Origin of the sequence: Micromonospora sp. NPDC000316 (genome assembly GCF_042898885.1) — a bacterium.
Lineage (GTDB): Bacteria > Actinomycetota > Actinomycetes > Mycobacteriales > Micromonosporaceae > Micromonospora.
Genome location: NZ_JBIAZG010000016.1, coordinates 1 through 24758 on the forward strand (window position 1 = coordinate 1; position 24758 = coordinate 24758).

25 protein-coding genes, 1 tRNA gene and 1 pseudogene are annotated in these 24758 nt (G+C 70.2%); 15 read left to right on the plus strand and 12 right to left on the minus strand.

Annotation, left to right across the window (positions count from 1 at the left end; translation table 11 throughout):
* Positions 1-183 precede the first annotated feature (183 nt).
* Both ACFY2Q_RS24505 and ACFY2Q_RS24510 read left to right on the plus strand, forming a co-directional pair.
* Entirely contained in the window at positions 184-651 is a 468-nt protein-coding gene (locus ACFY2Q_RS24505; RefSeq protein WP_387133889.1) for a hypothetical protein, read from the plus strand.
* A gap of 344 nt (positions 652-995) precedes the next feature.
* Positions 996-1502: a hypothetical protein gene (locus ACFY2Q_RS24510; RefSeq protein WP_387133891.1), complete on the plus strand. Its 507-nt coding sequence runs from the start codon at positions 996-998 to the stop codon at positions 1500-1502.
* Between the two features lie 268 nt (positions 1503-1770).
* Here ACFY2Q_RS24510 and ACFY2Q_RS24515 read toward each other — a convergent pair whose 3' ends face one another.
* Positions 1771-3048, minus strand: coding sequence for an MFS transporter (locus tag ACFY2Q_RS24515; RefSeq protein ID WP_387133893.1), 1278 nt, complete (start codon positions 3046-3048; stop codon positions 1771-1773).
* A 1948-nt stretch (positions 3049-4996) separates the two neighbouring features.
* On the opposite strand from ACFY2Q_RS24515, the pseudogene ACFY2Q_RS24520 reads away from it, so the two are divergent.
* From ACFY2Q_RS24520 to ACFY2Q_RS24530, 3 genes and pseudogenes are all read left to right on the plus strand, one after another.
* Positions 4997-6547, plus strand: a pseudogene (locus ACFY2Q_RS24520) (replication initiator).
* On the plus strand, positions 6544-6741 hold the full coding sequence (locus ACFY2Q_RS24525; protein WP_387133895.1) for an excisionase family DNA-binding protein: 198 nt from the start codon (positions 6544-6546) through the stop codon (positions 6739-6741). Before ACFY2Q_RS24520 ends, ACFY2Q_RS24525 begins: the two are co-directional and overlap by 4 nt.
* The gene (locus ACFY2Q_RS24530; RefSeq protein ID WP_387133897.1) at positions 6741-7322 is read left to right on the plus strand and encodes a tyrosine-type recombinase/integrase; all 582 of its coding nucleotides are present in this window, start codon (positions 6741-6743) and stop codon (positions 7320-7322) included. Before ACFY2Q_RS24525 ends, ACFY2Q_RS24530 begins: the two co-directional genes overlap by 1 nt.
* 44 nt (positions 7323-7366) lie before the next feature.
* Here the strand turns inward: ACFY2Q_RS24530 and ACFY2Q_RS24535 are convergent, their stop codons facing one another.
* From ACFY2Q_RS24535 to ACFY2Q_RS24545, 3 genes are all read right to left on the minus strand, one after another.
* Complete coding sequence (locus ACFY2Q_RS24535; protein WP_387133898.1) at positions 7367-7708, minus strand: hypothetical protein; 342 nt, start codon at positions 7706-7708, stop codon at positions 7367-7369.
* A 125-nt stretch (positions 7709-7833) separates the two neighbouring features.
* A tRNA-Val gene (locus ACFY2Q_RS24540) sits at positions 7834-7905 on the minus strand.
* 50 nt (positions 7906-7955) lie between these two features.
* On the minus strand, positions 7956-8543 hold the full coding sequence (locus ACFY2Q_RS24545; protein WP_387133900.1) for a TIGR02611 family protein: 588 nt from the start codon (positions 8541-8543) through the stop codon (positions 7956-7958).
* Between the two features lie 273 nt (positions 8544-8816).
* On the opposite strand from ACFY2Q_RS24545, the gene ACFY2Q_RS24550 reads away from it, so the two are divergent.
* Positions 8817-9248 (plus strand): SsgA family sporulation/cell division regulator, encoded by a 432-nt coding sequence (locus ACFY2Q_RS24550; protein WP_007457244.1) that lies wholly within the window; start codon positions 8817-8819, stop codon positions 9246-9248.
* Positions 9249-9365: 117 nt separating this feature from the next.
* Here the strand turns inward: ACFY2Q_RS24550 and ACFY2Q_RS24555 are convergent, their stop codons facing one another.
* Positions 9366-10142, minus strand: coding sequence for a glucose 1-dehydrogenase (locus tag ACFY2Q_RS24555; protein ID WP_387133902.1), 777 nt, complete (start codon positions 10140-10142; stop codon positions 9366-9368).
* Between the two features lie 200 nt (positions 10143-10342).
* Here ACFY2Q_RS24555 and ACFY2Q_RS24560 point away from each other — a divergent pair, with 200 nt between their 5' ends.
* Both ACFY2Q_RS24560 and ACFY2Q_RS24565 read left to right on the plus strand, forming a co-directional pair.
* Positions 10343-11341 (plus strand): helix-turn-helix domain-containing protein, encoded by a 999-nt coding sequence (locus ACFY2Q_RS24560; RefSeq protein ID WP_387133904.1) that lies wholly within the window; start codon positions 10343-10345, stop codon positions 11339-11341.
* Between the two features lie 7 nt (positions 11342-11348).
* Complete coding sequence (locus ACFY2Q_RS24565) at positions 11349-11804, plus strand: Rrf2 family transcriptional regulator (protein WP_030333674.1); 456 nt, start codon at positions 11349-11351, stop codon at positions 11802-11804.
* Positions 11805-11869: 65 nt separating this feature from the next.
* Here ACFY2Q_RS24565 and ACFY2Q_RS24570 read toward each other — a convergent pair whose 3' ends face one another.
* Complete coding sequence (locus ACFY2Q_RS24570) at positions 11870-12106, minus strand: flavin reductase (protein WP_387133905.1); 237 nt, start codon at positions 12104-12106, stop codon at positions 11870-11872.
* A gap of 95 nt (positions 12107-12201) precedes the next feature.
* Between ACFY2Q_RS24570 and ACFY2Q_RS24575 the strand changes: the two genes are divergently transcribed.
* Positions 12202-12381: a DUF4236 domain-containing protein gene (locus tag ACFY2Q_RS24575; protein WP_320064829.1), complete on the plus strand. Its 180-nt coding sequence runs from the start codon at positions 12202-12204 to the stop codon at positions 12379-12381.
* A gap of 147 nt (positions 12382-12528) precedes the next feature.
* Here the strand turns inward: ACFY2Q_RS24575 and ACFY2Q_RS24580 are convergent, their stop codons facing one another.
* Positions 12529-13419 (minus strand): hypothetical protein, encoded by an 891-nt coding sequence (locus ACFY2Q_RS24580; protein WP_387133908.1) that lies wholly within the window; start codon positions 13417-13419, stop codon positions 12529-12531.
* A gap of 24 nt (positions 13420-13443) precedes the next feature.
* Positions 13444-13965, minus strand: a complete 522-nt coding sequence (locus ACFY2Q_RS24585) for a VOC family protein (RefSeq protein WP_387133909.1) — start codon at positions 13963-13965, stop codon at positions 13444-13446.
* Positions 13966-14014: 49 nt separating this feature from the next.
* Here ACFY2Q_RS24585 and ACFY2Q_RS24590 point away from each other — a divergent pair, with 49 nt between their 5' ends.
* Together ACFY2Q_RS24590 and ACFY2Q_RS24595 are read left to right on the plus strand one after the other, a co-directional pair.
* Positions 14015-14476, plus strand: coding sequence for a MarR family winged helix-turn-helix transcriptional regulator (locus ACFY2Q_RS24590; RefSeq protein WP_387133911.1), 462 nt, complete (start codon positions 14015-14017; stop codon positions 14474-14476).
* A gap of 57 nt (positions 14477-14533) precedes the next feature.
* Positions 14534-16240, plus strand: coding sequence for a tetratricopeptide repeat protein (locus ACFY2Q_RS24595; protein ID WP_387133912.1), 1707 nt, complete (start codon positions 14534-14536; stop codon positions 16238-16240).
* A gap of 332 nt (positions 16241-16572) precedes the next feature.
* Here ACFY2Q_RS24595 and ACFY2Q_RS24600 read toward each other — a convergent pair whose 3' ends face one another.
* On the minus strand, positions 16573-17934 hold the full coding sequence (locus tag ACFY2Q_RS24600; RefSeq protein WP_387134070.1) for a sensor histidine kinase: 1362 nt from the start codon (positions 17932-17934) through the stop codon (positions 16573-16575).
* A 74-nt stretch (positions 17935-18008) separates the two neighbouring features.
* A complete protein-coding gene (locus tag ACFY2Q_RS24605) occupies positions 18009-18665 on the minus strand; it encodes a response regulator transcription factor (RefSeq protein WP_387133914.1) in 657 nt (218 codons plus the stop codon).
* 88 nt (positions 18666-18753) lie between these two features.
* On the opposite strand from ACFY2Q_RS24605, the gene ACFY2Q_RS24610 reads away from it, so the two are divergent.
* A complete protein-coding gene (locus tag ACFY2Q_RS24610; protein ID WP_387133916.1) occupies positions 18754-19875 on the plus strand; it encodes an outer membrane lipoprotein carrier protein LolA in 1122 nt (373 codons plus the stop codon).
* A gap of 258 nt (positions 19876-20133) precedes the next feature.
* Positions 20134-22356, plus strand: a complete 2223-nt coding sequence (locus tag ACFY2Q_RS24615) for a HelD family protein (protein WP_387134071.1) — start codon at positions 20134-20136, stop codon at positions 22354-22356.
* 81 nt (positions 22357-22437) lie between these two features.
* Here ACFY2Q_RS24615 and ACFY2Q_RS24620 read toward each other — a convergent pair whose 3' ends face one another.
* Positions 22438-22845 (minus strand): hypothetical protein, encoded by a 408-nt coding sequence (locus ACFY2Q_RS24620; protein WP_387133918.1) that lies wholly within the window; start codon positions 22843-22845, stop codon positions 22438-22440.
* A gap of 112 nt (positions 22846-22957) precedes the next feature.
* Here ACFY2Q_RS24620 and ACFY2Q_RS24625 point away from each other — a divergent pair, with 112 nt between their 5' ends.
* Entirely contained in the window at positions 22958-23152 is a 195-nt protein-coding gene (locus ACFY2Q_RS24625) for a glycerophosphodiester phosphodiesterase family protein (RefSeq protein WP_387134073.1), read from the plus strand.
* Between the two features lie 218 nt (positions 23153-23370).
* Positions 23371-23703 (plus strand): hypothetical protein, encoded by a 333-nt coding sequence (locus tag ACFY2Q_RS24630; RefSeq protein WP_387134074.1) that lies wholly within the window; start codon positions 23371-23373, stop codon positions 23701-23703.
* Positions 23704-23766: 63 nt separating this feature from the next.
* Here ACFY2Q_RS24630 and ACFY2Q_RS24635 read toward each other — a convergent pair whose 3' ends face one another.
* Positions 23767-24756: a sporulation protein gene (locus ACFY2Q_RS24635; protein WP_387133920.1), complete on the minus strand. Its 990-nt coding sequence runs from the start codon at positions 24754-24756 to the stop codon at positions 23767-23769.
* Positions 24757-24758 lie beyond the last annotated feature (2 nt).

Genomic DNA, 24758 nt, shown 5'->3' on the forward strand with positions numbered 1-24758 from the left:
CCAGTCAGGGTTGGCTGCGGTGATCACCTGCACCCAGGGATCCTGACCGACCGTCCTGACTAGACAGACACCGGGGTTACGAGACGTCCCTTAGGGAAGCGCCGCTTTGCCATGCTTCTGCTCGCTGTCGGCGATCTGACCTACGGTCGCCCTCGACCCCAACTCATTCGGTAGCCTTCCGCAGTGAGGTTTACGCCTGGCACCGCCGCGTTGCTCTCGACAGGTGTGGCCGTCCTGTCCGCGCTGCTTTCGACCAGCATGGCCTGGTACAGCGTGCGACGTAGCGCCAAGAGCCTCGTCACTCAGTTGCTGTTTCAGCGCGATGCCGACAAGGAGAAGCGCTCGTGGGAGAAGAGGGCGGAAGCATACCTCAAATGGATGACGTTGACCTCAGAAATAGGCCTTGATGCGGCTCTCAACCTTAAGGCGGGCAAGCTTGGAGGCGCTGCCGTGCTCAAGGTCGAGCAAAGGGCTACTCTCTCAGCAGCGCTGGCTCAACTCACAGCCTTCGGATCACCCGAGATACACAATCTTGTCGGTACAGCCCATTCACTTGAGCGTGTGGCCAGAATACTGGGGGAGCCAGCGCGACTTGAACTCATCGCTGCTCAAATGCGTTCTGAGTTACAAGGGGCCGACACCCCTTCCTAGCTACCGAGCCAGCCGGCGGCGGGCTTTCCCACGGATGGCTAGGTGCGACTCATCACAAGAGCCGCCGACTCCTTGAGCCCCAGGCAACCAACCCGGTTCGCTGACCTGCCTCCCGATGGGGCTCTAGCTGCTACGACCTTCCGTCTTGGTCCGTGGACGTCCGCCGCCGTTCGTACCCGTCGTCACCCAGATAGTCACCCGGAGCCGTCGCGCTCAGGTCGAAGGGGGCGTGAGACCAGGTCGAGCGGGGATCTGCGCGGTCTACTCGTCACCGCAGACGGGATCGTCCAGATTAGTAGCGCAGCAGCCCTATCCTCGCAACTACTGGGCGAAAAGGAGGGCACGTGATCTCTGCCGTAGCTGACGTCATAGCATCCTTAGGCATCATCGCATCGCTGGGCTTCGTAGCGTTTCAGACACGCCAACTGACGAAGCAAACGAAAATTAGCAACGGCATGGCCGCTTTGGGTGCCATGTACAACGGGCTTGAACGCCTTCACCAACTCCAGAATATTCTCATCGAAAATCCAAGCTTTCGCCCATACTTTTATTCCAACAAGGTGCCACCTGATTCTAGTTCTGAAGAAGGTACCCGACTGCTGCTATTGGCGGAAGTCTTTGGGGACGTGCTCGATTACGGCCTCATGGTTGTGGATCTGATGCCCCCGGTTAAGGAGTACGAGGGCTGGCATGATTTCGCAACCTTTCTCCATGAGCACAGTCCAGTGCTACGCCATGTCGCGTACGAACACCCCGAATGGTGGGTCAGGCTTATTCGTCACTGGCACGAAGCTGGCTTGACGCTGCCAGCCGAGGAGGTGAAGCAGAGCGATCCCGCCGAGCATGCCTGACTCAGCCATCAGTGCGGCGGGGCAGACCAGCCGGTCGAGCAGCCGGTCCGCCGGATAGACGTTGAAGCGGAACTTCGTCGGCCACGTTCGTGACCTGCGGCGACCTGGTCGGCACGCCGGCCACGCTTGCTCCTAGGTTCACGTCGTTGACGGTTGGTTGCCGACGTTTCACGCTGCCTTGTGCCCCGTATGTGCCCCGGGAGACTCCCTGACCCCCCACTCAACCCGGCCGACTGCCGGCCCACCACATCATCCGGCATGCGAGCGGTCAGCTGGCGGCTTCGCGTTCGGCGGCGTGGATGGCGCTATCGGTAACCCAAAGCATTCCGGCCAGCAGGGTGAGCGCCAGAGCACCCATGATTGCGAAGACCATGCGGAGGCCGAACAATTCGGCCAGCAGGCCACCGGCGGCGGCGCCTAGCGGCAGACTGCCCCAGGCGAGCAGCCGGTAGCCACTGTTCACTCGGCCGAGGAGACGGTCCGGGGTAACCCGCTGGCGCAGCGACACCGTGATCACGTCCCAGGTGGCGAGCAGGATCCCGCCGACGAAGAAGACCGCGCCGATCACGAACGGGTTGGCGCTCACCGCCGGTACGCCGACAATCCCCGCGCAGGCGACCACAGACACCCCGAGCGCGCGGGCCTGGCCGATCCAGCTCTCGATCCGCGCGGCGACCAGCGACCCGAGCACGATGCCGGCGGCGAGGGCAGTCAGCAGGAGCCCGTACCCCGGCTCGGTGAGCCCGATCGCGGAGCCCGGGCCAACCGCGTAGAGCACCAGCACCGCGAAGATCGCGCTCGTGGTGAAGTTGCTTCCGCCCACCATCACGGCCAGGGTGCGCAGCAGCCGGTGGTGCCAGAGGAAGCGCAGCCCCTCGGCGATGTCGGCGCGCAGGCTGGTACGGCTCTCCCGTTCGACTCGGAACCGGCCACCCACCAGGAAGAGCGCCCCGACCGCGACCGCCCAGAGCCCCGCCGGCCCGGCCAGCCCTACGGCCGCGCCCCCGGCCACCAGAAAGCCGGCCAGCGGCGGGCCGATGAACTGGTTTGCGGTCCGCTCGGCGGCGTTCAGCCACCCGTTAGCTCGAGGCAGCAATTCGCGCGGGACGAGCTGCGGCAGAATCGACTGAGCCGAGGTGTCGTACAGGGTCTCGGCGACACCCGCACTGAACGCCGCCACATAGAGCAGCCAAATCGAGCCGGCGTCGAGCGCCACGACCAGCGCCAGCGCGCCAACCAGGGCCGCGCGCAGGGAGTTCGCGGCGAGCATCACCCGGCGTCGGTCGAGCCGATCGACGAGCGCGCCGGCCGGCAGCGCGAACAACAACCACGGCAGGCTGAACGCAACCGCCACCCCGGCAATCAACGCCGGCGAGCTGGCGTAGCCGATGGCGACCAACGGCAGACCGAGCTTCACGATCCCGTCGGCGAGATTCGAGACTGCCGATGACGACCATAACCGCCAATAACGGGCCCCCAGTCGGTCCAGGGCTGGGCGGGACACCGCCACTGGATCCGTCGTCCGTAGTGGCTCCCCGACCGTCATTCGATCGATACTGGCAGAGATCACAGCGCAACCGAAGAGCTGATCACTGTCTGCCATCGACCGGCCCTCCCGGGGAGCGGGCCGCCGCCCGGCCCGCCACGTCAAGCGGACCTTGACGCAAGTTCGGACGCTGGCGGGTCGGGTGGCGGTCTGCTCGGCTCGCCCGGGTCGATGGCAGGCGGGATGGCTCACCGCAACCACCCACGAACCGTGAGCCGCCGACGGAGCCCCGGCCATCCTGGAGCCGGAGCGCCCCCGCCGGAGGCGTCCTAACCGCAACCCCGCTACCGCCGCCAGCTCGCCAACGCGGCTGGCGTGCGGTTCTCTGTCCTATTGGGCGTACTACGGCGACGACCTTTACGAGGCCCTGCGCGGCCTCTAGCCAACACACGGCTCGCCTGCTATCCCGCTGCTCCTATAGACGTCAACAGCGACCCCTTGACCCCCAGGCAACCAACCCGGCCCCGCCACCTGCTGCTTCACATGCTCCCATCTCCTGTGGCGGTCCCCCGCCGTACGTCCTCGTCCACCGGCGTCCGTCGCGATCGTCACCCAGATAGTCACTCAGTTGGTCGCCCACGGCCATGCTCGATAAGCCGGAGCGCCAGACCCCCTGCACGCCGCCGAGGCCGCCTTCGGCAGAATATTGATCAACCAGTCCTGCTAATCACGGGAGTGTCATGGCCAGAGCCGAAGATGAAGCGGGCGACACACGGAACGCGTTCACGAGCCTGTTGGCGATCGGCAGCCTCAGCGGCATCGCTCTGGTCGCCATCGTGGCACTCGTTGTTCTCCTGTGCTGCGCTCCCTGCCTCTGGTATCGATCCCTCTCGCCAGACCTGCCCTTCAACTGAATCCGGCCGGCGGCACGTCAAGCGGACCTTGACGCACGTACGGACGCTGCCGAAACAGCCTGCGTCGGTGTCGGCTCTCGTGTCACGGACCGCGCCCCGGCGGACACCGCCACAGTGGCGCAGTTGACCTAACCTCGTTCGGCACGGACCCGGCTCCCGGGCGCGGAGCTGGCCACCGGCGGCCACCCCTCCCCCTCCCAGGTAAGCGGTTGACCTGACCCTGAGCGACTGCGGAGCCGGCTCCTGGGCGACCGGCATGCCGCCTCGCGGACACCGCCCCCATGCTTGGGGCTTGCCGCGCGGACCCGGCACGCGCCCTCCCTGCGCCGCGCTGTTCGGGCGCGGCGCGGCCGGCTGCCGGCGACGGACCTCCACCACTCTCTTCGCCACTCCGTCTGCGGCGGCCCCTCCGGGCTTTCCGCTCTCCGCGCCAGCCGCCGGGCGTGTTGCGTGGCCGGAGTCGGAGCGCCAGCGCAGCGACGGACGCGAGCCCAGGCGGCGGCGCGTGCGGCCCGTTCAGGGCCGCCTTGATAGACGTACAGAAAGTCCTCCCACACCGCTGGCAGCCGGCCGCCCCACCTCCATCCGGCGACATCACGGCGGGTTGACGTGTCGGTACGCGGTGCTACTCTGGCGCTCGTCGAGCACGCCAGTGCGGCCTTCCTGACGGATCGCTGGACTCGACTTCGGAGATGCCGAGCGGCCTTCCTGCCGCCGATGCGGGTCACGTCCCGCCGGCTCCCGATCGCACCGGCCACCGCGCCGGTTCTCCGAATCCGCTGAACGGCCCAGCACGGCTTCACCGCCGTCCACGATGGCCCGGATTCGCACACCCACACGGGTGGGGACAGCTTGCGGCGACCGCTCGGGTGCCGACATCCCGGGCTCCCCACCTGCGCCGGCCTTCGTCATCAGCTCGACGAGCGCGAGAGGACACGACAATCGGCGGGACGTGGCACCACCACGAACCCGCCCTCCGGCGTCAGCCGCCCTCCCGGCGGTGCCAGGAGACACGACGAACACCACCAGAGGACCAACGTCCACGGCTGGTGGTGCTTCGTCTCTTGTCCCTGCCACCCCCAGAGGAGAAGACCGTGTCCACCCCGCTCACCCTGTACCGGCCCGACCCCGCGGTCGGCCGGAACGCCCAAGCCCTGCACCGCGCTGCCACGCCGGAGTTCTCCGGCTGGCTTGAGCACACCGCCGCTGCGGGCGGCTGTGCCCGGCCAATCCGCCTCACCGGCACCATCGCTGCCGTCGAAACGACCACCGGCCGCATCACCGGCCAACTCCGCACAGACGAGCTGCCCGACCAAGCGCTGTACAAGGCGTGCGCAACCGCCGCGAATCGCAGTGCCGAGACTGCGCCTGGGTCTACGCCGGGGACGCCTACCAGGTCGTCCGCTGCGGTCTGACCGGCGGCAAGGGTGTACCCGACTCGGTCGGTCGACACCCGGTCGTCTTTGCCACCTTCACCGCTCCATCCTTCGGCGCGGTTCACCACCGGCACGTCGCCCGCCACACCTGCACTACCCAGCAGCGCTGCGACTGCCGGCCCGCTCCCTGCCACGCCCGAAGTGCCGCCGGCACCTGCCAGCACGGACAGCCCGCGGCGTGCTTCGCCCGCCACGACACCGACGATCCGCAGCTCGGTCAGCCGGTGTGCCTGGACTGCTACGACCACGGCCACCAAATCGTCTGGAACTACTTCTCCGGCGAGCTGTGGCGCCGCACCAAGCAGGCCATCGAACGGCACCTCGCCGCCCTCTGCCGCCGACGCGGCATCCCCTTCGTCCAGGTCGTCACCGGTTCCGGCAATGTGCGCCGGTTGTCGCCGGTGCGGGTGTCGCACGGCAAGGTCGCCGAGATGCAGAGAAGGGCCGCCGTGCACCTCCACGCCCTGCTGCGCCTCGACGGTGTTGGCCCTGACCCGGATGCACTTGTTTCGCCGCCGGCCGCCATCACCATCGAGGACTTCGACGCCGGCCGTCCACGCCGCCGCCCGGCAGATCACCGTCACCACTCCACCGCACCCCGACCAGCCCGACGGGTGGCTGATCGCCTGGGGCGAGCAGGTCGACGTCCGACGTATCAACAGCAGCGACGGCAAGGTGGCCGCCTACCTGGCCAAGTACGCCACCAAGGCCACCGAAGCCACCGGCCATCAATCCACCCGACTCACCCCTGCCACCGTCGACGACTACGCCGATCCGGAAGGCGACCATCTCGCCCGCCTCATCGACGCCTGCTGGCACCTCGGCAGGCCCACCGGCACCGACACCGCCAGCGGCGCCACAACGGCGGACCACCGTCAAGGCAGCCTTGACGCCCGACCGAACGCCTACGCCAGACTGCGCCGCTGGGCGCACATGCTCGGCTTTGGCGGCCACTTCCTCACCAAGGCCCGCCGCTACTCCGTCACCTTCGGCATGCTCCGCGACACCCGCGCCACCTACCGGCGCGAAGAGGACGACGACCCGCCAGACACGATCACCGTCGGCACCCTCACCTACAGCGGGTCCGGCTGGCTCACCGAAGGTGACGCCCTGCTCGCCAACACCGCCGCAAGTCAGCGACGCGAGAGCAGACGCATCGGCCGGGAAGAACTCGCCCACGAAGCCTGGCTCACCGGAGCCGCAGCATGAACCACGACCTCCGCCCCCGCTGGTACTCCCCTGCCGAGGTCGCCGTCCTTCTCGGCTTCGGCATCTCCAAAGTCAAGATGAAGATCGCTACCCGCGAGCTGCGCTCTATCAAGGACGGCAAGTACCGCCGCATCCTCCCGGAGTGGGTCGACGACTACATCCGCGAACAGGTCGAGCGCCAGGGGGCCGCCTGATGCCCGGACGCACACGAGCCAACGGCGAAGGCTCCATCTTCCCCTACCGCAACGGCTTCGCCGCCTACCTCTGGGTCACCAAGCCGGACGGCAGGCGCATTCGGAAGTACGTCTACGGCAAGACCCGCGAAGCAGTGCACGACAAGTGGATCAAGTTGCAGCTCCTGCACCGCGACACCAAGACCCAGGCATCCGACGCCACACTCCCCCTTCCCGACATCTGCCTGACCGCACTAAAGCTGCGGAGCGATCAACGCAAAGAGACAGAAGCATCCGCAGGCAACGCATGGCACGAGAACGACCTGATATTCACCACGCGCTATGGCACACCCATCGAGCCGCGCAACTTCCAGCGCTCCTGGCAAGCCCGGTGCGACAAAGCAAAGGTCCGCCCTATCACCGTCCACGACGCACGCCGCACCTGCGCCACGCTGCTGGCAGACCTGGACGTCCACCCCCGAGTCGCCATGCAGGTGCTCCGGCACGCCCGCTTCTCGGTGACGATGGAGATCTACACCCAGGTCTCGTCGAAGGCGACCCGCGACGCCCTCAAGCGGCTCGGTGATTCTCTCGGCTGCTGACACACCAGTCGGCCAGGCCCGGCAGCGGTGACACTGGTGCTCCTTCAGCTCTCGCTAGCATTGACGGCTGGCAGGTCGAGATAGGCCAGCAGCCTCAGAACACCGGCGAGGTGTTGCAGGTCGTGCCAGAGCACCGGCACGTCGTCTGCCGGACGGCGCAGCAGTGCATGTAGCTCTGCCACGTCGTCACTACTCTGCCCGACGTCGATCCCCGATTCAGGATCGTCCCTCAGCTCGAACGCGGTCCCCAGGTCGACGTTCCAGTAGAGATCGACACCAACGCCCGAAAGATCGATCTCCGCGCCGAACCGCTCCTCCACCACGTCCAGCAGCACGCCGCACACCCGGCGAAGCTCTTGAACCTTCAGCACGTCCGTCACGTTCACCGCCCTCCCGGCAGCGCCACACACAGACCCAACGACCCCCGGTTGCTGTACTTAGCTGCTGTACAGGCAGCAAAAAGGCCACCCCCAATGAATGGGAATGACCTTTGACCTGTGCAAACTGAGAGTGGGCGATGCTGGTATCGAACCAGCGACCTCTTCGGTGTGAACGAAGCGCTCTCCCACTGAGCTAATCGCCCTCAGCGCCGTTGACTCTACCCGATCGTGGAGCCGGACCGGAAATCCGGGGTCAGCGCGCCCCGAGGTAGTCCAGCGCGATGGCGACCAGGTCGATGTCGAAGCTGTACTTGAGGGAGAGCCAGACCACAGTTCCCACGAAGAGCAGCCCCACGGAGCCGAGCACGAAGCGCAGCGGCAGGGACTGTCGTTTGGCCCAGTTGGTCCACGCGTACACGTGTCGGCGGGTGAAGTCGAGCAGCCGGCGGGCCCAGTGGTACTCGACGGCCCAGATGCCGAGCCCGGCGATGACCAGCAGCCAGCCGGGCCCTGGCAGCGGGATGAGTGCGATGCCGAGGGTCACCACCAGCGCACCGACGATCGCAATGACGACCTTGAGGGTGATGCGGCCGGTGGGGTTGGCGCGGATCAGGTCGAGGGTGGTGGAGATGCGCTGCCGCCAACGGGGGCGTCGCGGTCGGTCGGCCACCACGAGGACCCCATGGCCAGGGCTGGGGCGTCCAGCGTCGGACGGCGTCCGACCGGGCCGATCCGGCTGCTCCATCGACACTTCACACCCCCGCTTTTCGGCTGATCGGACCGCGACGTTCGGCGGACCGGGCACGGCCGCCGGATCCACTGAGGATCGGTTCGTGAGCATTTCACCCCCCAGTGTCGCTCGGGCCCGTCACTGCAACGGCCGACTGGACGTTACCGGAGTAAGTCGACGACTGAACCACCCGATGCCGGGCGGGATCACGCACTGGGCAGAACCGGAAATCCTACATGAATCCTCACATTCACGCGGCCTTTCCGTCCCCCTTCCCACCACTGGGTGAAGTCAGCGTATGGCGGAGCGTAGCCAGGAATAGCACCTGAGTATGGGAAAAGCGGGACACGCGCGTTCCGCAGCGGTGCCGGGGGGAGAACGTCCATGAGTGTCATCCGACCGACGACCGTAGAGGTCGAGACGTCGCTAAGGCTCGTCGCACCTGACGCCACCGCCTTGCCGGTGCGTGCCAGTCTGCGTTACGACCCTGCTGACCCGTATGCGGTCCATGTCCTGTTCCACGCCGAATCTGCCGGCGGCGAGGCGGTGAGCTGGTCCTTCGCCCGCGAACTGCTGGTCACCGGCCTGGACGAGCCAGCCGGGATCGGCGATGTGCGGGTCTGGCCGTGGGCCACCCCGCGCGGCGACTTCGTCGCGCTGGCCCTCTCGTCACCGGACGGCAACGCCCTCTTCGAGGTGCCGCGCAGCGTTCTGGTGCGTTTCCTTCGACGGACCTACGTCGTCGTCCCGCGCGGCCGGGAGGCTGAGCACCTGGACGTCGACACGGCGGTGAACCGGCTGCTCGCCGGTCGCTGACCACCGCCCGAAACGGGCAACACCGGCCAGACGGGGCCGCGCGGATCTGCCGAGTCCGCGCGGCCCCGGCACACCCAGGGTGTACGCGTGTTCGCCCGCCCCTGGGTCGGCCGGTGCTCAGCCGTGGGTGGTGATGCCGCCGTCGACGGGGATGACCGCGCCTGTGAGGTACGCGCCGGCCCGCGAGGAGAGGTAGATCGCCGTGCCGGCCATGTCGTCGGGGCGGCCGATGCGGCCCAGGGGCACCTGCTGCTCGATGCTGGCCCGGCTCGCCGGATCGTCCAGGGCAAACGCCATCATCTTGCTCTCGAACGGGCCGGGCGCGATCGCGTTGACGGTGATCTGCTCGCCGGCCAGTTGGTGGGCGAGGCTGCGGGTGAGCATGTGCACCGCCGCTTTTGTGGCCGAGTAGGCGTACACCTCCATCCACGGCACGCGGACGCCGTCGATGGACCCGATGTTGATCACCCGGGCGGGGTCGTCGGCGCTGGCTGCGGCGCGCAGCGCCGGCAGCAGCGCGGTGGTGAGCCGGAAGACGGCCTTGACGTTTACCGCCCAGAGCTTGTCGAACGCGGCCTCTGGGTAGTTCTCCAGCGGCGCGCCCCAGGTGGCGCCGGCGTTGTTGACAAGCACGTCGAGGCGGTCGAAGCGTTCCCGTACGGCGGCGGCGAGGGCCTCGGCACCAGCGTCGCTGCCCAGGTCGGCGGGGATGGCCTCGCAGCGACCCTCGGCGGAGAGTTCCTTGGCGACCGCCTCGCAGACCTCGGCCTTGCGGGAGGAGATGACCACCTGTGCGCCGGCCCGGACGAAACCCTGGGCGATCATCAGGCCGATCCCCCGCGACCCGCCGGTGACCAGAACCGTCTTGCCTTCGACCGAGAACAGCTGCGTCATGCCCATCCCATCGCGTGTCGGCGGTCGCCGACCGGTTGGACGGCCGGCGGGGCGCCGGGCGGACCGCGGCCCGGACGGCACTACCGCCGGGTAACGTAGCCCGGTCTCCGGGAACCGGACAAGCCCGGGACGCGCGCCCGGGACGCCGTACACGCCGACCGGGATGCAATGACCTGCGGTTCGGGCTACCGTCGCAGGCGATGGTCTCTACCGATCCCTCCCCCGCGCCATCACTCGGAACGGCGTCACCCGTAGCCGACGAGATTTCCACGTTCGCGTTGGCCGACCTCGCCGGCGATCCGGGCTGGCATCGGCCCGTGATCGTCGGGCCCGAGTTGCTGATCCTCACCACCCGGGGGCACGGCGACGCCGAGCTCGACTTCCACCTGCTGCCCTGCCGACCCGGCACGTTGCTGCGGGTCAACGCCGGTCAGGTGCTGCGCTGTCCCGGGCCGCAGTTCGACGGCACGGTGGTCGCCTGGGACCCGGCGGCGCTGCGCGGTCTCGCCGTCGACCCCGACGCGCCACCGTCGTGGCGGCAACTGGCCGGCGAGGACGAGGACGCGGTGATCAGCGAGGTGAGCCAGTTGGCCGTGGACTGTCAGCGGCACGGCGACGGCACGGCCGCCGCCCGAGCGCTGCTGCGCCACCAGCTCGCCGTGCTGCTGCTGCGGCTGGCCCTGCCCGGCGTGGACCGGTCACCCCCGCGACCCGAGGTGGAGACGTTCCAACGGTTCCGCCGGGAGGTGGAGCACCGTTACCAGGGCACCCGGCGGGTCGAGGACTACGCCGTCGCGCTCGGCTGCTCGGTGCGTACCCTGACCCGGGCCTGCCTTGCCATCACCGGACGCAGCGCCAAACAGGTAATCGACGAGCGGGTCGCGTTGCAGGCCGCCCGCCTGCTCGCGGCGACCGACGAGCCGATCGCCCAGATCGGCCGTCAGCTCGGCTTCTCGGAGCCCACCAACTTCGGCCGCTTCTTCACCCGGGAAACCGGGACGAGTCCGGGCGCATTCCGGGCAGCCCGCGACCAGTCGGCGGCCGGCCGGATCGTACGGCCCCGACCGCCGGCCGACCCGTCGGGCGCCAACGGTGGGTGGTTCCGCACCGGCGCCCGCGCCGAACCGGCAAACGGTGGACAATCCGCGCGGCTCTGGTCGCCCACCGGGCCGGGTGGCGGCACCACCGGGCGGGCATGATGACGGGGTGCAGATCTCCGCGCGTGGCGACTACGCGGTACGGGCGGCGCTGAGCCTCGCCACCGCGTACCCTTCGCTGCTGTCCACCCAGGCCATCGCCGCCGAGCAGGACATGCCCCGCAAGTTCCTGGAGGCCGTCCTGGCGGATCTGCGTCGGGCCGGCATCGTCCGCGCCCAGCGCGGCGCCGAGGGCGGCTACACCCTGGCACGTCCGCCGCGCGAGGTGACAGTCGGCGCGGTGCTGCGCGCCGTGGAGGGCCCCCTCGCGGGGGTACGCGGGCTGCGGCCGGAGGAGACCCGGTACGAGGGCTCGGCGGAGAACCTGCCCGGCCTGTGGGTGGCGGTGCGCGCCGCCGTCCGGCGGGTGGTCGACGAGGTGAGCCTCGCCGAGATCGTCAGCGGTCGGCTGCCCGCCCACGTCCGCAAACTCACAGCCCTGCCCGATGCCTGGGAGCCGCGCTGACGTCAGACGGCGGCAGCCCTAAACTCCACGATGGCCGTGCAGTCCCGTCGGGTAGGCGGGCAGGCTCACGCCAGCACCGGCGGGACCGCGGTGGTGTAGCCGCCCTGGTGGTGCACAAGCGGCGCGCCGTCCCCGCCGTCGCCGAGGGCGAGCGGTTCGGCGATCACAAGCGTGTGGTCACCGGCGGGGACGCGGTGCACCACCCGGCAGAGCAGCCGGGCCAGGACACCGCCCAGCAGCGGCACGCCGAACGGCCCCGGCGTCCAATCCGGGTACGCGGCGAAGATGCGCCGCCGCAGCACCGTCCACCCCGGACGTTGAGAGGGTTTCGGAATTCATCGGTTCGGGAATGTTCGATCTCGACACGGCAGGGAACGGTGACGAGGGGAGCTCTCCGATGGGCCTCATGTTTCGCAAGCGCAAGAAGTACGGTCCGATCATCCTGAACTTCACCGAGAACGGCTTCTCCTCGTGGAGCATCAAGATCGGCCGCTGGTCCTGGAACTCGCGGGCCAAGGCGCACCGGGTCGACCTGCCGGGTCCACTGTCCTGGAAGCAGGACAAGTCCCGGTCGTAAGAACCCACTCCCCCAACCCCCACTCCCCCCGCGATCTTGCACTTTCGGTCGCCGCTTTGCGCGGATTACGCCTTATGCCGCGACACAAAGTGCAAGATCGCGCGGGGGTTCGGGGTTTGGGGTTCGGGGGTTCGGGGGTTCGGGGTTCTAGCGGGGCAGGGTTATTTTTTCGTCGCCGGCTAGGCGGCCCGACTCGCGGTCGCGTTGTAGGGCGCCGGCACTTAGCAGGTCTTGTAGCGCCTGGTTGGTGTCGGCGGCTCGGTAGACCGTCGCGGTTAGTGTGTGCCGGCGTAGCTCCGTGACGGGGCGCGGTCCGTTTCGGCGCAGCTCGGCAAGCAACTCGCGGGTCAGCGGCGCGAGGTCGGGGTCGCCTGTCACGTCGACCGTCTCGCCCGCCGGGTCGGCCGGGTTGCGGTAGCGCACGTCGAGGTCCGCGCCGACGGCCCAGAGGGCGTCACGGACCGCCTCCAGACTCCGGTCCGAGCGGCTGCCGAACGCGATCACGCCCGCCGCGTCATCGGCCCCGAACACATGCGTCACCTCGGCGACAAGCGGGAATCCGGCGGCGCCTAGAGCATCGCGGGCACTGCTGCCGGTGTGCAGCAGCACCTCGCCGGCGCGGCCGTTGGCGGCGGCAGCGAGCAACTGCGGGGTCACGGCGTCGGGCAGGTCCAGGAACGTGAACAGGGGTGAGCCCGCCGCCCCGGCCGCCTTCACCGCGACCGGCAGTTGCTGCGGGGCACCGGGCAGCAGGTGCACGGTGACCTCGGCGGGCAACTCCGCCTCGACCGGGCCGAGCCGGGTCGGCAGATCGGACGCGCCGTCGGCCAGCACCAGCACCGTCACCCGCCTGCCGCGCACCTGGTCGGCGTGGGCGGCGACCACCCGCAGCGCGGCCTGGGCGCCACCGCCGTCGGTGCCGGTCCAGGCCAGCGCGATGGTGGCCCGTCGGGAGCGTTGCAGGGCCGCGGGCAGCCAGGTCGTCAACTGGCGGACCAGCAGCTCGCGGAGGAAAACGGTGGTCCGGTCGGTCGGCATCGGTCCGTTCTACCCTACGGCCGGTCAGGCTGGGACGGAGATCCCCACGCCGCCCCGGGTCTGCCCACCGTAGCGCTGCCGCTCGGCGGCCAGGTCGAGCCGGCCGATGCTCTTGCGGGCGGCAAGTGTGGCGTCGTCGAGCCGGTCGGCCGGGACCAGCCAGACCACCTCGAACTCCAGCCCGTCCGGGTCCTGCCCGTAGAGGCTCTTGGTGGTGCCGTGATCGGACGTGCCGACAAGCGCCCCGGCGGCGGCGAGCCGCTCGGCGGTGGCGGCCAACTCGTCGAGGGTGTCCACCTCCCACGCCAGGTGGTAGAGCCCGACGGTGGCCCGGCCGGCCGTCGACCGGCCGGCGCCCGCGCCGATCTCGAACAGGCCGAGGTCGTGGTCGTTCGTGGAGTCGGGGGCCTGGAGGAAGGTGGCGCCCCGGAAACCGTCCGGGGTCATCGCCACCGGGCGGAAGCCCAGCACGTCGCTGTAGAACGCGACGCTGCGGGCGAGGTCACTGACGTAGAGGACCGCGTGGTTGAGCCGGTGAATACCCATGGCCCGAGGCTAGCGCGATTTAGTTGAACGTTCAACCAGAACGGGTATGATGACGGTCATGACCCGCTGGCTGGACCCTGACGAGCAGCGCACCTGGCGGGCGTTCCTGGCCGCCTCCCGGGCGCTCATGGACACGCTCGACCGCGAGCTGCAACGCGACGCGGGCATGCCGCACGCGTACTACGAAATTCTGGTCCGGCTCTCCGAGGCGCCGGGCCGTCAACTGCGGATGAGCGACCTGGCCGAGGTGACCGGATCGTCGCGCAGCCGGCTCTCGCACGCTGTGGCCCGACTGGAGACGGCCGGGTGGGTACGCCGCGAGGACTGCCCCACCGACCGGCGCGGGCAGGTCGCGCTGCTCACCGACGCCGGCTACGCCACCCTCAGCGCCGCCGCCCCCGGCCATGTCGAGGGGGTACGCAGCCACCTGTTCGACGCGCTGAGCCCGGCCCAGGTCGACCAGTTGCGCCGGATCAGCGAGACGCTGGCCGAGCACCTGACAAGATCCTGACCGATCGACACCGGCGCGGGTCTTGTACTTACCGTCGTCGGATGAGCACGATGGGGCGTGCCCTCCGGCTTCGGCGAACTGACTGATCAGGCGCACCACCTCGTGTCCGCTGGCGACCTCGCCGGCGCCCAACGGCTGCTCGCCGACGCGCTCACCGACGCCGATCCCCGCCCCGCCAACGCCACCCCCGAGTTGGCCGAGGCGGCAAGCCTCCAGGCGCGGGTGCTCATCGCCCTCGGTGAGCCACACTCCGCGCGAGGGTGGGCCGCCTTCACGTACGCCGCCGCCACCCGGTTGCACGGCCGCTCCGACCCGCGCACCGTGTCCGCCGCGGCCACCCTTGCCGCGGTGCTGCACCGGGTCGGCAGCCACTCCCGGGCCGCCCGGCTCTATCAGGAAGTCATCATCGAACTGACCGCGCAGGACGGGCCGGAGTCACTGCGGGTGCTCGCCGCGCACGCCGACCTGGCCACCGTCGAGTACGCCCGCGGCCAGTGCAGGGTGGCCCGCGACCGGCTCCAGGACGCCTGGGAACTACACCGCGAGGTGTACGGCGACGGGCACCCCAGTGGCATCAAGATGCTGGCGCGGCTCGGCGCGATGCAGCGCGACTGCGGGCAGTTCACCGAGGCGCACGACAACCTGGCGCTGGCCCGCGAGCTGTCCCGGCAGCACCTGCCCGCCGACGATCCGCTGGCGCAGCAGGTCGCGGCCCTGGCCCGGGCGGCGGCCAACCCCGATCATGTCTGCGCCGACGACGCACCCGCCGGTCGGGACGCCCCGCTGGTGCCGGCCGCCCGCAACCCACCGCACGACGGGCCGACCGGGTCCGGCCACCACCCGTCCGCGCCCCCGCTCGCCGCGCCGGAGCCGCCCGAGGCTGACGTGGCCGACAGCACCCCGGCCGACCCGAGCTTCGGCCACGGTCACGAGTTTCCCGACGCCCACGCCGGCGGCGGTCCGGTGCCGAATCCCCGGGTGCCCGCCGACGAGCCAGTCGGATCGGCGGGCTTCCAGTGGCCACCGGAGTGGTCGGACGAGCCCACACCACAGTCGACGGGCACACCGGTGCCGCCGTCGGTGGTCGGCTTCACCGGAAGCGCCGAAGAGGCCGCGGGCGTCTACCGGCTGCACCAACCGGACGCGCCGACCGAGGAGCCGTCGGAGCGATATCTCGCAGACGAGCCGTACCACCCATCGGAGCCGTACACGCCGGTCGAGCCGTACACGCCGTCCCGCCTGTTGCCGGTGCCCGTGCACCGGGCGCCGGCACCCCCGCGCAACCGGCTCGTGCCGGTGCTGGTGGCCGGCGTGGTCGTGGTGTTGCTGGGCACGGCGGCGGTGATCGCCGGCGTAGCCCGGGTCGGCGACGGCGACGGCCAGCAGCCCACACCGGACAACGGGTCCCCCAGTGCCGGCCCGACCAGTCCGGGCACCAGCGCGGCGCCCACCGGTGCCGCACCCACCGGCACGCCGCCGCCCGCGGCCGTGCCCGGCACCCCGCCGGGCTCGGTGGCCCTGCGCGACAACCGGGACAACATCACCCTGCGCTGGACGTACCCGGCGGGCGGCGAGGGGCCGGTGATCATCTCCGCCGGTCGGGCCGGGCAGGACAAGACCGCCATCGCCACGCTGCCGGCCGGCACCGACACCTACATCGTCTACGCGTTGAACCGCGCCAACGACTACTGCTTCACGGTGGCCGTCGTCTGGTCCACCGACTCGGTCGCCAGCGCCGACCAGGTCTGCACGAGCCGCCGCTGAACCCTCCGCAACGTGACACCCGCGCCTCTACCACCGCGCGCATGGCCGCGTGCCGGACGGCGAACGTCGGCACCAAGTCCTCACCGAGCGTGAGCGTCACGCCGACGCCGCTTTAGTTACGCACCGCCGAAGCCCTGCTGATCGCCGATATCCCGCTGCCCACCTTTGCTCTGCTTCACTCCACGCAACACGGATCCTGACCTGCGATAACGTCTCGGCGGCGGGTAGCAGCAGCCGCTGTCACCGGTGACCATCTGTGCGTGTTGCGTCGGTTGAAGCAGAGCAAAGGGGCCGCACGCCTCGGAGGGGCTACCGCCGTTCGTCACGGTCCGTCAAGTTTGGCCGAGGCCGTCCTCGATCGACGACGCAGGTAGCAGCAGACACACCCGCAGCCCCGACTGAGCATCAACACGACCGTCGGCGTCGGTCAGGGTGATCGTGCCGCCAGCGCGACGGACCAGCTCTCGAACGATGGCCAGGCCCAGACCGGCCCCGCCGTCGTCGCGGCCCCGCCCGTCGTCCAGCCTGGTGAATCGGTCGAAGACCCGTCTCCGGTCGTCCGCCGGAATGCCCGGGCCGTCGTCGGTCACCGTCACCAGGTGGTACGCCGCCTCCCCGCTCGGCTCGGCCGCGAGCAGGACGCTGCCGTGCGCGTGCCGGACCGCGTTGTCGACCAGGTTGGACAGCACACGACGCAGCTCGTCGACGTTCCCGATCGTCCAGAGCGGGTCGGGTGGTGGCGCGACCCGCACCGGCGGCGACGGATACCGGGCGGCCACCTCGGTCAGCAGCGCGCCCAGCTCCACCGGGCCGGTCCCCCGGGCTATCGGCGTCTCGTCCAAGCGGGCCAGCAGCAACAGGTCGTCGACGAGCCGGCTCAGCCGCTCGGTGTCGGCGAGCAGGTTGGCCGTCACCGCCGTCCAGTCCGTCCGGTCGGCGAGTCGCTGCGCCACCTCCAGCTCCGTCCGGATGTTCGTCAGCGGGCTGCGCAGCTCGTGCGCCGCGTCGGAGACGAATGCCCGCTGCCGTGCCCGGGCTGTCTCCAAACGGTCGAGCATGCCGTTGAGGGTGACCGCCAGCCGGTGGATCTCGTCGGCGGAGGCGGGCACCGGCAGCCGGCCGGCACCTGCCCGCCCGGTGATCTCCTCGGCGCCTCGACGAAGCGCCTCCACAGGCCGCAGCGTCGCGCCGACCACCCGCCACGCCACCACTGCCAGCACCGCCACAAGCAGCGGGAACGCCACAAGCAGGATGACCCGCGCCACGTGCGTGCTGTGCCGGACGTCGGCCATGGAGCGGGCGACAAGCACGGTGAGCGGGTCGGCCGCGGTGCCGGCGGGTACGGCGACCACCCGCACCGGACCGGCGAGACCGACCCGTTCGGCGGGTGCCTCCAGCCGTTGCCGGTGGCCGGTGTCCAGCCGCTCCGGGCGGACCATGGGGACCAGCCGGTCCGCGTCGATCGAGGCGGCCCGGATCCGGCCCTGCGTGTCGATCACCTGCACCCGGACCTGCCCGCCGGCCACCGGCAGCGGATCGGGCAGCGCGTCCTCGGCGGCGAGCAGGGCTACCGCGTCGGCGGTCCGGAACGCCTCAGTGTCGACGGTGCGCTGGAGCACGTACCCGAGTGCGCCGAGCAGCACCGCCCCGCCGAGGGCCAGCCCCACGGTGAGGCCGAACACACCGAGTGCCATGAGTCGCCCCCGCAGCCCCAGCGCGGGCAGACGCAGGCTCCCGAACCGACTGGTGCCCGGCTGCTCGGTGTGGGTCACGTCGCCAGCCGGTAGCCGGCGCCCCGGACGGTCTCCAGCCGGTCCCGGCCGAGCTTGCGGCGCAGGTAGCCGACGTACACCTCGACAACGTTCGGCGCCGTCTCCGGGCTGGCGTCCCAGACGTGGTCCAGCAGCTCGATCTTGGAGACCACCTGACCGGGCCTGCGCATCAGGTAGTCCAGCAGCGCGAACTCCCGCGCGGTCAACGTCACCTCGTCGTCGGCGCGCGTGACCCGACGCCCGGCCGGATCCAGTCGCAGATCGCCGACAGTCAGCACCACAGGGCGTTCCGGCGCGCCCCGGCGCAGCAGCGCCCGCAGGCGAGCCAGCAGCACGACGTACGAGAAGGGCTTGGTGAGGTAGTCGTCGGCACCACAGTCCAGGCCGTCGGCCTGGTCGTATTCGCCGTCCTTGGCCGACAGCATCAGCACCGGCAGCCAGTGCTGCTCGGCGCGCAGCCGACGGACCAGCTCGTAGCCGGAGAGGCCGGGCAGCATCACGTCGAGGATCATCGCGTCGTACCCGCCGTGCCGGGCTGCGTCCAGGCCGGCCGGGCCGGTCGCGGCCACGTCGACGGCGAACCCCTCCGCCTGGAGACCGCGTTGCAGGGCGGCCGCCAGCCGGGCCTCGTCCTCCACCACCAACAATCGCACCGCTCAAGGGTGCCACCTGGGTCAATGCCGGCGTCCTCAGCGCGTTCACAGGGGTGAGCGGGCAGGATGGTGCGCAGGAGGTGCCCACATGTCCGTCCTGAGAAGTCGTCCCGTTCTGCGCTGGCTGGTCCCGGCGGCCGCCGCCGTCGCCGTCATCGGCGGTGGCGCGGCCGTCGGCACGTTGGCCGCCGAGGCCGAGCCGAGCCTGCCGCCACGTACCGCCGCCCAACTCCTTGTCGACCTGCAGACCTCGCGACTCGAAGGGTTGTCGGGCACTGTCGTGCAGCGCGCCGACCTCGGCCTGCCGCCGCTTGTCGGGCTGGCCCCCGGCAACGACCTGACCACCCTGCTGACCGGTACGCACACCCTGCGGGTCTGGTATTCCGGGCCGGATCGGCAGCGGGTCGCGCTGCTGGACACCCTCGGCGAACGGGACGTGATCCGCAACGGCCGCGACCTGTGGACCTGGGAGAGCCGCGGCAACACCGCACGCCACCACACCCTTGGCGACGCCGCGACCGCCGGAGCGCCGGCAATCGAGGCGGGGCCGAGCATGCCGGCGACCCCGCAGCAGGCCGCCGACCTGGCCTTGGGCGCGATCGACCCGAGCACTGAGGTAAGCGTCGGCCGCTCGGCCACCGTCGCCGGCCGGGACGCCTACGAGTTGGTGCTCCAGCCGCGTGACCGCGACTCTCTTGTGCATCAGCTACGGATCGCCATCGACGCCAAGCAGCACGTGCCGCTGCGCTTCGAGGTGCTCGCCAAGGGCAGCGACCAGCCGGCGTTCGAGGTGGCCTTCACCCAGGTCGACTACCGGCGCCCCGACGCCGACCAGTTCACCTTCAACCCGCCGCCCGGGGTGAGCGTGACGGAGGAGACCGGCGAGCGGCCGGCCGCCGGCCGCCCTGACCACACCGCGCCGACCGGTGACCCGCAGGTACGCACCGAGGGCTCCGGCTGGACCACAGTGCTTGTCGCCCACCTCGACGAGGCCGCGGGCAAGAGCAGCGGCGCCACATCGGCCGCCACGCCGCCGGCCGGCGCGCCGGACGTGTCGAAGTTGCTCGGCGGTCTGCCGGCGGTCAGTGGGGACTGGGGCAGCGGTCGGCTGTTCACCAGCAGGCTGATCACTGTGCTGCTCACCGACGACGGGCGGGTGCTCGCCGGAGCGGTCACGCCGGAGCGGCTCTACCAGGTCGCGCGCGGCTGATTCAACGGTGTTCTCGCGCCGGGTCGACCCAACGGTCGGCCCGGCGCCTCGTTGCGTGGATCGCACCGGCACGTCCGGCTTGGTGAGGGCGGACGGAACGCGCTATCTTCAACAATTCGAGGGCACAAAAAAGAACGGCTGAAAAGCCGTTCTGCAAGTTATTCTAATCTCTAGGGAGACGGCTTGTCAAGGCACTCCGGCGGTACCGGTGAATTGCCGCTCGACGACGAGATCGGCCGCGAGCAGGAGTACGTCTCCATGCTCTACGGGCGGCTGGACGGGCTGCGTGAGCAGGCCGCCCACCGGCTCACCGACGAGCTGCGCAGCACCGGTGGCACTCTGCAGGACCGCTCCCAGCGCGACAGCTCGGTTGCGATGTACGCCGACCAGGTCGAGCAGTTCTCGGCCGTGGAGAATGGCCTCTGCTTCGGCCGGCTCGACGGCGACGACGATTCCCGTCGCTACATCGGCCGGATCGGAATCTTCGACACCAGCGGTGACTACGACCCGCTGCTGATGGACTGGCGGGCCCCCGCCGCCCGCCCCTTCTATCTCGCGACAGCCGCCAACCCGCAGGGCGTACGCCGGCGTCGGCACCTGCGGACCCGACAGCGCAAGGTGATCGGGCTCAACGACGAGGTGCTCGACATCGACAGCGCCTCTCCCGGCGCGCACGAGGAGTTGACGGGCGAGGCATCGCTGCTCGCCGCGCTGAACGCCGGCCGGACCGGCCGGATGCGCGACATCGTGGAGACGATCCAGGCCGAGCAGGACACCATCATCCGCGCGGAACTGCCAGGGGTGATGGTGGTCCAGGGCGGCCCCGGCACCGGCAAGACCGCTGTCGCGCTGCACCGGGCGGCGTACCTGCTCTACACACACCGCCGGGAGCTATCCAGCCGGGGCGTGCTGCTTGTCGGCCCGAACGCGACGTTCCTGCGCTATATCTCCCAGGTCCTGCCGACGCTTGCCGAGACCGGCGTGCTGCTGCGTACCCAGGCTGATCTTTTTCCCGGGGTGAGCGCGCAGCGGACCGAGACGGCCGAGACGGCCGCGCTCAAGGGCCGTGCGGTGCTGGCCGACGTGTTGGCGCTTGCCGTCCAGGACCGGCAGTGGGTGCCGGACGAGCCGTTGGAGATCGAGGTGGAGCGGGAGGCGCTGACCCTCGACCCGGAGACCGTGCGCACCGCGCGGGACCGGGTCCGCCGCGTTGACCGTCCGCACAACCTGGCGCGGGCGCTCTTCGACGTGGAGATCGTGCACGCCCTCGCCGACCAGGTGGCCGAGCGGATCGGCGCCGACCCGCTGGGCGGGGACAACCTGCTCGACGAGGCCGACCGGGCCGAGATCCGCCGGGAGTTGCGTGACGACCCCGAGGTCCGCGCCACCCTGGACCAACTGTGGCCGGTGCTCACCCCGCAGCGCCTGCTCGCCGACCTGTACGCCGACCCGGACCGGATCGCCGCCGCCGCGCCGATGCTCACCGACGACGAGCGGGCGCTGCTGCACCGCGAGCCGGGTGGCTGGACGCCTGCCGACGTGCCGCTGCTGGACGAGGCCGCCGAACTGCTCGGCGAGGACGAGCGGGCCGCCGCCGCCCGGCGGGATCGCATCCGCCGGATGGAACGGGAGTACGCCGAGGGCGTGCTGGAGATCGCCAAGGGCTCCCGCTCGATCGACGTCGAGGACGAGGCCGAGGGCGGTGAGATCCTCGGCGTGACCGACCTGATCGACGCGGATCGGCTGCTGGAACGGCAGGAGGAGGCCGACCGGCTCACCACCGCGCAGCGCGCCGCAGCCGACCGGAGGTGGGCGTTCGGCCATGTGATCGTGGACGAGGCGCAGGAATTGAGCCCTATGGCCTGGCGACTGCTGATGCGCCGCTGCCCGAGCCGGTCGATGACGATCGTCGGGGACGTGGCGCAGACCGGGGCACTCAGTGGCACGCCGTCCTGGGCCGAGGCCCTCGCCCCGTACGTGGCGCAGCGGTGGCGGCTTACCGAGTTGACCGTGAGCTACCGCACGCCGGCCGAGATCATGGCGGTCGCCGCGGAGGTGCTCGCCGAGATCGACCCGGCGCTGCGACCGCCGCGCTCGGTGCGGGAGAGCGGCGTACCGCCGTGGGACCGGACGGTCCCCGACGAGCAACTGCCGGAGGAGTTGGTGCGGGCGGCCACCCGCGAGGCGACCGACCTGGCCGAGGGCCGACTCGGTGTGATCGTGCCGGCCAGCCGGGTGGACACGCTCGGGGCCGCGCTGATCGCCGCGCTGCCGGAGGCCGCCGTGGGCGAGCACCCGGAGTTGGAGAGCCGGGTGGTGGTGCTCACCGTCGCGCAGGCCAAGGGGCTGGAATTCGACTCGGTGCTGGTGGTCGACCCGGACCTGATGGTGGCCGAGTCGCCGCGCGGGTGCAGCGACCTCTACGTGGCGCTCACCCGCGCCACCCAACGCCTGGGCGTCCTGCGCCCCAATGCAGCCTGACCCGGTGGACGATCATGAGGTTGACGTGGACTGTGATCTCCACAGCCACGCCAACCTCATGATCACGCCCGGAGTGGGACGCTAGTCGTTTATGGACTTTCCTGGTCCGGTCGCGGATGTCGACTGGTCGCTGGTGCCGCCACCCATCGGGGTGCTCAGGCCGCCGGTGGTGGCGTCGCCTGTCGTCGTCGGGGCCACCTTGCCCCGATGCCGCTCGGGCTGCCGGGCCACACGCCGTACGCTCGCCGGACCGGCCGTGCCGCCCGTTGTGGTGACCGCGCCCTGACCCCGGGTGGGGCCACCGTCGCGCAGCACCGTCGGGTCGATCGGCTGGTGCGCCGGGTCGTACGGGTCGACGTCCTGGATCACGCGCTCCACATCGGTGCGGGGCAGCGTCACCTCGTCGACGGCGCCCTTGCCGTAGATGCCACCGGCGATCCGGTCCTCGGCCTCGCGGGCCGCTTCCTGCCGCAAGTCATCCTCACGCACATCCATCACCTCGCAGAAGCTGTGGAACTGACTGCGTGCCCGACCACCGGCCCGGCAAACCCGCGGCGACCGGCCGGAGGTCGTCCACACCGGTTCACCGGCCCGCAGGTATCTGCGGGAGAACCCGACGTACTTCCACGGACCGGACGTACGCACCCTGCAGACGCGCGACGGCCTGAAGGTGATCCCGTACACCGTCGATGACGCGACGGTCATGCAGCGGGTGATCGACCTCGGTGTGGACGACCTCATCACCGACGACCCGGACCTGTTGGTGAGCGTCGCGATCCGCAACGGCCTGCGCTGACGCTGGTCACGCCACCGCCGGCCGGAGATTTCCGGCCGGCGGTCGGTGTTACCTGCTCCGGGGCCTCGGGTAGTCGGGGGGTGTCCCCGCCGTGAACGCGAACCGTGCCGTGACCGAAACGCGGTAGCGGGGCGAGGGAACGCAGGTACGACTCATCGCATCCTGAGGAGGACCAGATGAGCACGCAGGCTGCTTCCACAAGGCCCATGAACCGGCCGATGAACGACCCGCAGAACCCCGCGTCGATGCGGAACACGCCGACCCAGCAGATGCCGGCGATGCACGACGGGCACCGGGAACAGATGCCGTCGCCGGGTACGGAGACCAAGCAGGCGTTCCTGACGACGGAATTCTGGATCTACGCTGCCGCGGTCGCGCTCGTGGCGATCTCGGCGTTCTGGAAGGGCACGACCGCCAACGGGTTGAACATCAACAACCCGAACCAGGCGTGGTGGTTCCTGACCATCTTGACGGGTGGTTACCTGGTCAGCCGCGGTCTGTCCAAGGCCGGCTCCGCGCGCCGGTCCGGCCGGGAGCGCAGCAAGCGCTGAGTGTCGTAGGTGAACAGTGGCCTCCGGGAGAATCTCCCGGAGGCCACTGTCGTGCGTCGACGCCTACTCTTCGAAACCGCCGAAGTCCCCGCCGAAGTCCTCACCGGCGTCGCCCTCGAAGGCGTCGCCGATCATCTCGCCGGCGATCATGCCGCCCGCGACGCCGAGCGCCGCACCGGCCACCATGCCGCCCACACCCATCCCCCGGCCGTGGCCGTGCCCGTGACCCTTGCCCGGTCCGTAGCCCTGGTGCCCGTAGCCCTGCGAGCGGAGGCTGCCGTAGCGGGAGGTGGTCTCACGCAGCCAGCCGTCGACGACCTGCGCCCAGTCGACCCCGTCGGCGTCGGCGTGTGACACCTGGTAGCGGCCGAACGCGTCGTGCCCGGCGCTGAGGAAGCCGCCGCGCTTGTCGCACTCCAGGATCACCTCGACGCCGTGCTGACTGGTCACGAAGGTCAGCTCGACCTCCTTGATGGTGCTGGCGTACTGCGGTGCGGAGTAGAACTCGATCTCCTGGTAGAACGGCAGCGTCTGCTGGACCCCCCGGATGTGACCGCGCTCCAGGTCGGCCTTCTTGAACTGGAAACCGAGCCGCTGGAACGCCTCCAGGATGCGCTCGTGCACCGGCAGCGGGTGCACCGCAACCTGGTCCAGGTCGCTCTTGTCGACCGCGCGGGCGATGGCCAGCTCGGTGCGCAGACCCATCGTCATGCCGTGCAGGCGATGGCCGTACACGTCGGTGATCGGGGTCTCCCACGGCACCGGCAGCTGAAACGGGATGGAGAGCTGCTGCTTGGGCGCGAGCTGGAGCGGGCCACTGACCACCATGCGGTGGAACTCCATGGTGCCCGTGTACTCCGCGTCGTGTCCCTCGACCTCGACACGCGTCACCAGGCCGATCACCACCTGCTCGATGGCCGCCGCGGCGTCGCCGCCGATGAGGTTGACGTGCCCGTCGAGGGTCAGACCGGGCCGGGTGTTGGGGTTGGTCAGCACGGTGTCCACACTCGGACCGCCGACGCCGAACGCGCTCAACATCTTCTTGAAGACCATCG

Coding starts and splice junctions, on each gene's coding strand:
- ACFY2Q_RS24610 (WP_387133916.1), top strand. CDS start 18,754: ATGTCCGTCCTGAGAAGTCGTCCCGTTCTGCGCTGGCTGGTCCCGGCG.
- ACFY2Q_RS24545 (WP_387133900.1), bottom strand. CDS start 8,543: ATGCTCACGAACCGATCCTCAGTGGATCCGGCGGCCGTGCCCGGTCCG.
- ACFY2Q_RS24530 (WP_387133897.1), top strand. CDS start 6,741: ATGCCCGGACGCACACGAGCCAACGGCGAAGGCTCCATCTTCCCCTAC.
- ACFY2Q_RS24560 (WP_387133904.1), top strand. CDS start 10,343: ATGGTCTCTACCGATCCCTCCCCCGCGCCATCACTCGGAACGGCGTCA.
- ACFY2Q_RS24580 (WP_387133908.1), bottom strand. CDS start 13,419: ATGCCGACCGACCGGACCACCGTTTTCCTCCGCGAGCTGCTGGTCCGC.
- ACFY2Q_RS24635 (WP_387133920.1), bottom strand. CDS start 24,756: ATGGTCTTCAAGAAGATGTTGAGCGCGTTCGGCGTCGGCGGTCCGAGT.
- ACFY2Q_RS24600 (WP_387134070.1), bottom strand. CDS start 17,934: ATGGCACTCGGTGTGTTCGGCCTCACCGTGGGGCTGGCCCTCGGCGGG.
- ACFY2Q_RS24630 (WP_387134074.1), top strand. CDS start 23,371: ATGAACGACCCGCAGAACCCCGCGTCGATGCGGAACACGCCGACCCAG.
- ACFY2Q_RS24575 (WP_320064829.1), top strand. CDS start 12,202: ATGGGCCTCATGTTTCGCAAGCGCAAGAAGTACGGTCCGATCATCCTG.
- ACFY2Q_RS24525 (WP_387133895.1), top strand. CDS start 6,544: ATGAACCACGACCTCCGCCCCCGCTGGTACTCCCCTGCCGAGGTCGCC.
- ACFY2Q_RS24590 (WP_387133911.1), top strand. CDS start 14,015: ATGACGGTCATGACCCGCTGGCTGGACCCTGACGAGCAGCGCACCTGG.
- ACFY2Q_RS24615 (WP_387134071.1), top strand. CDS start 20,134: ATGCTCTACGGGCGGCTGGACGGGCTGCGTGAGCAGGCCGCCCACCGG.
- ACFY2Q_RS24550 (WP_007457244.1), top strand. CDS start 8,817: ATGAGTGTCATCCGACCGACGACCGTAGAGGTCGAGACGTCGCTAAGG.
- ACFY2Q_RS24585 (WP_387133909.1), bottom strand. CDS start 13,965: ATGGGTATTCACCGGCTCAACCACGCGGTCCTCTACGTCAGTGACCTC.
- ACFY2Q_RS24515 (WP_387133893.1), bottom strand. CDS start 3,048: ATGACGGTCGGGGAGCCACTACGGACGACGGATCCAGTGGCGGTGTCC.
- ACFY2Q_RS24555 (WP_387133902.1), bottom strand. CDS start 10,142: ATGACGCAGCTGTTCTCGGTCGAAGGCAAGACGGTTCTGGTCACCGGC.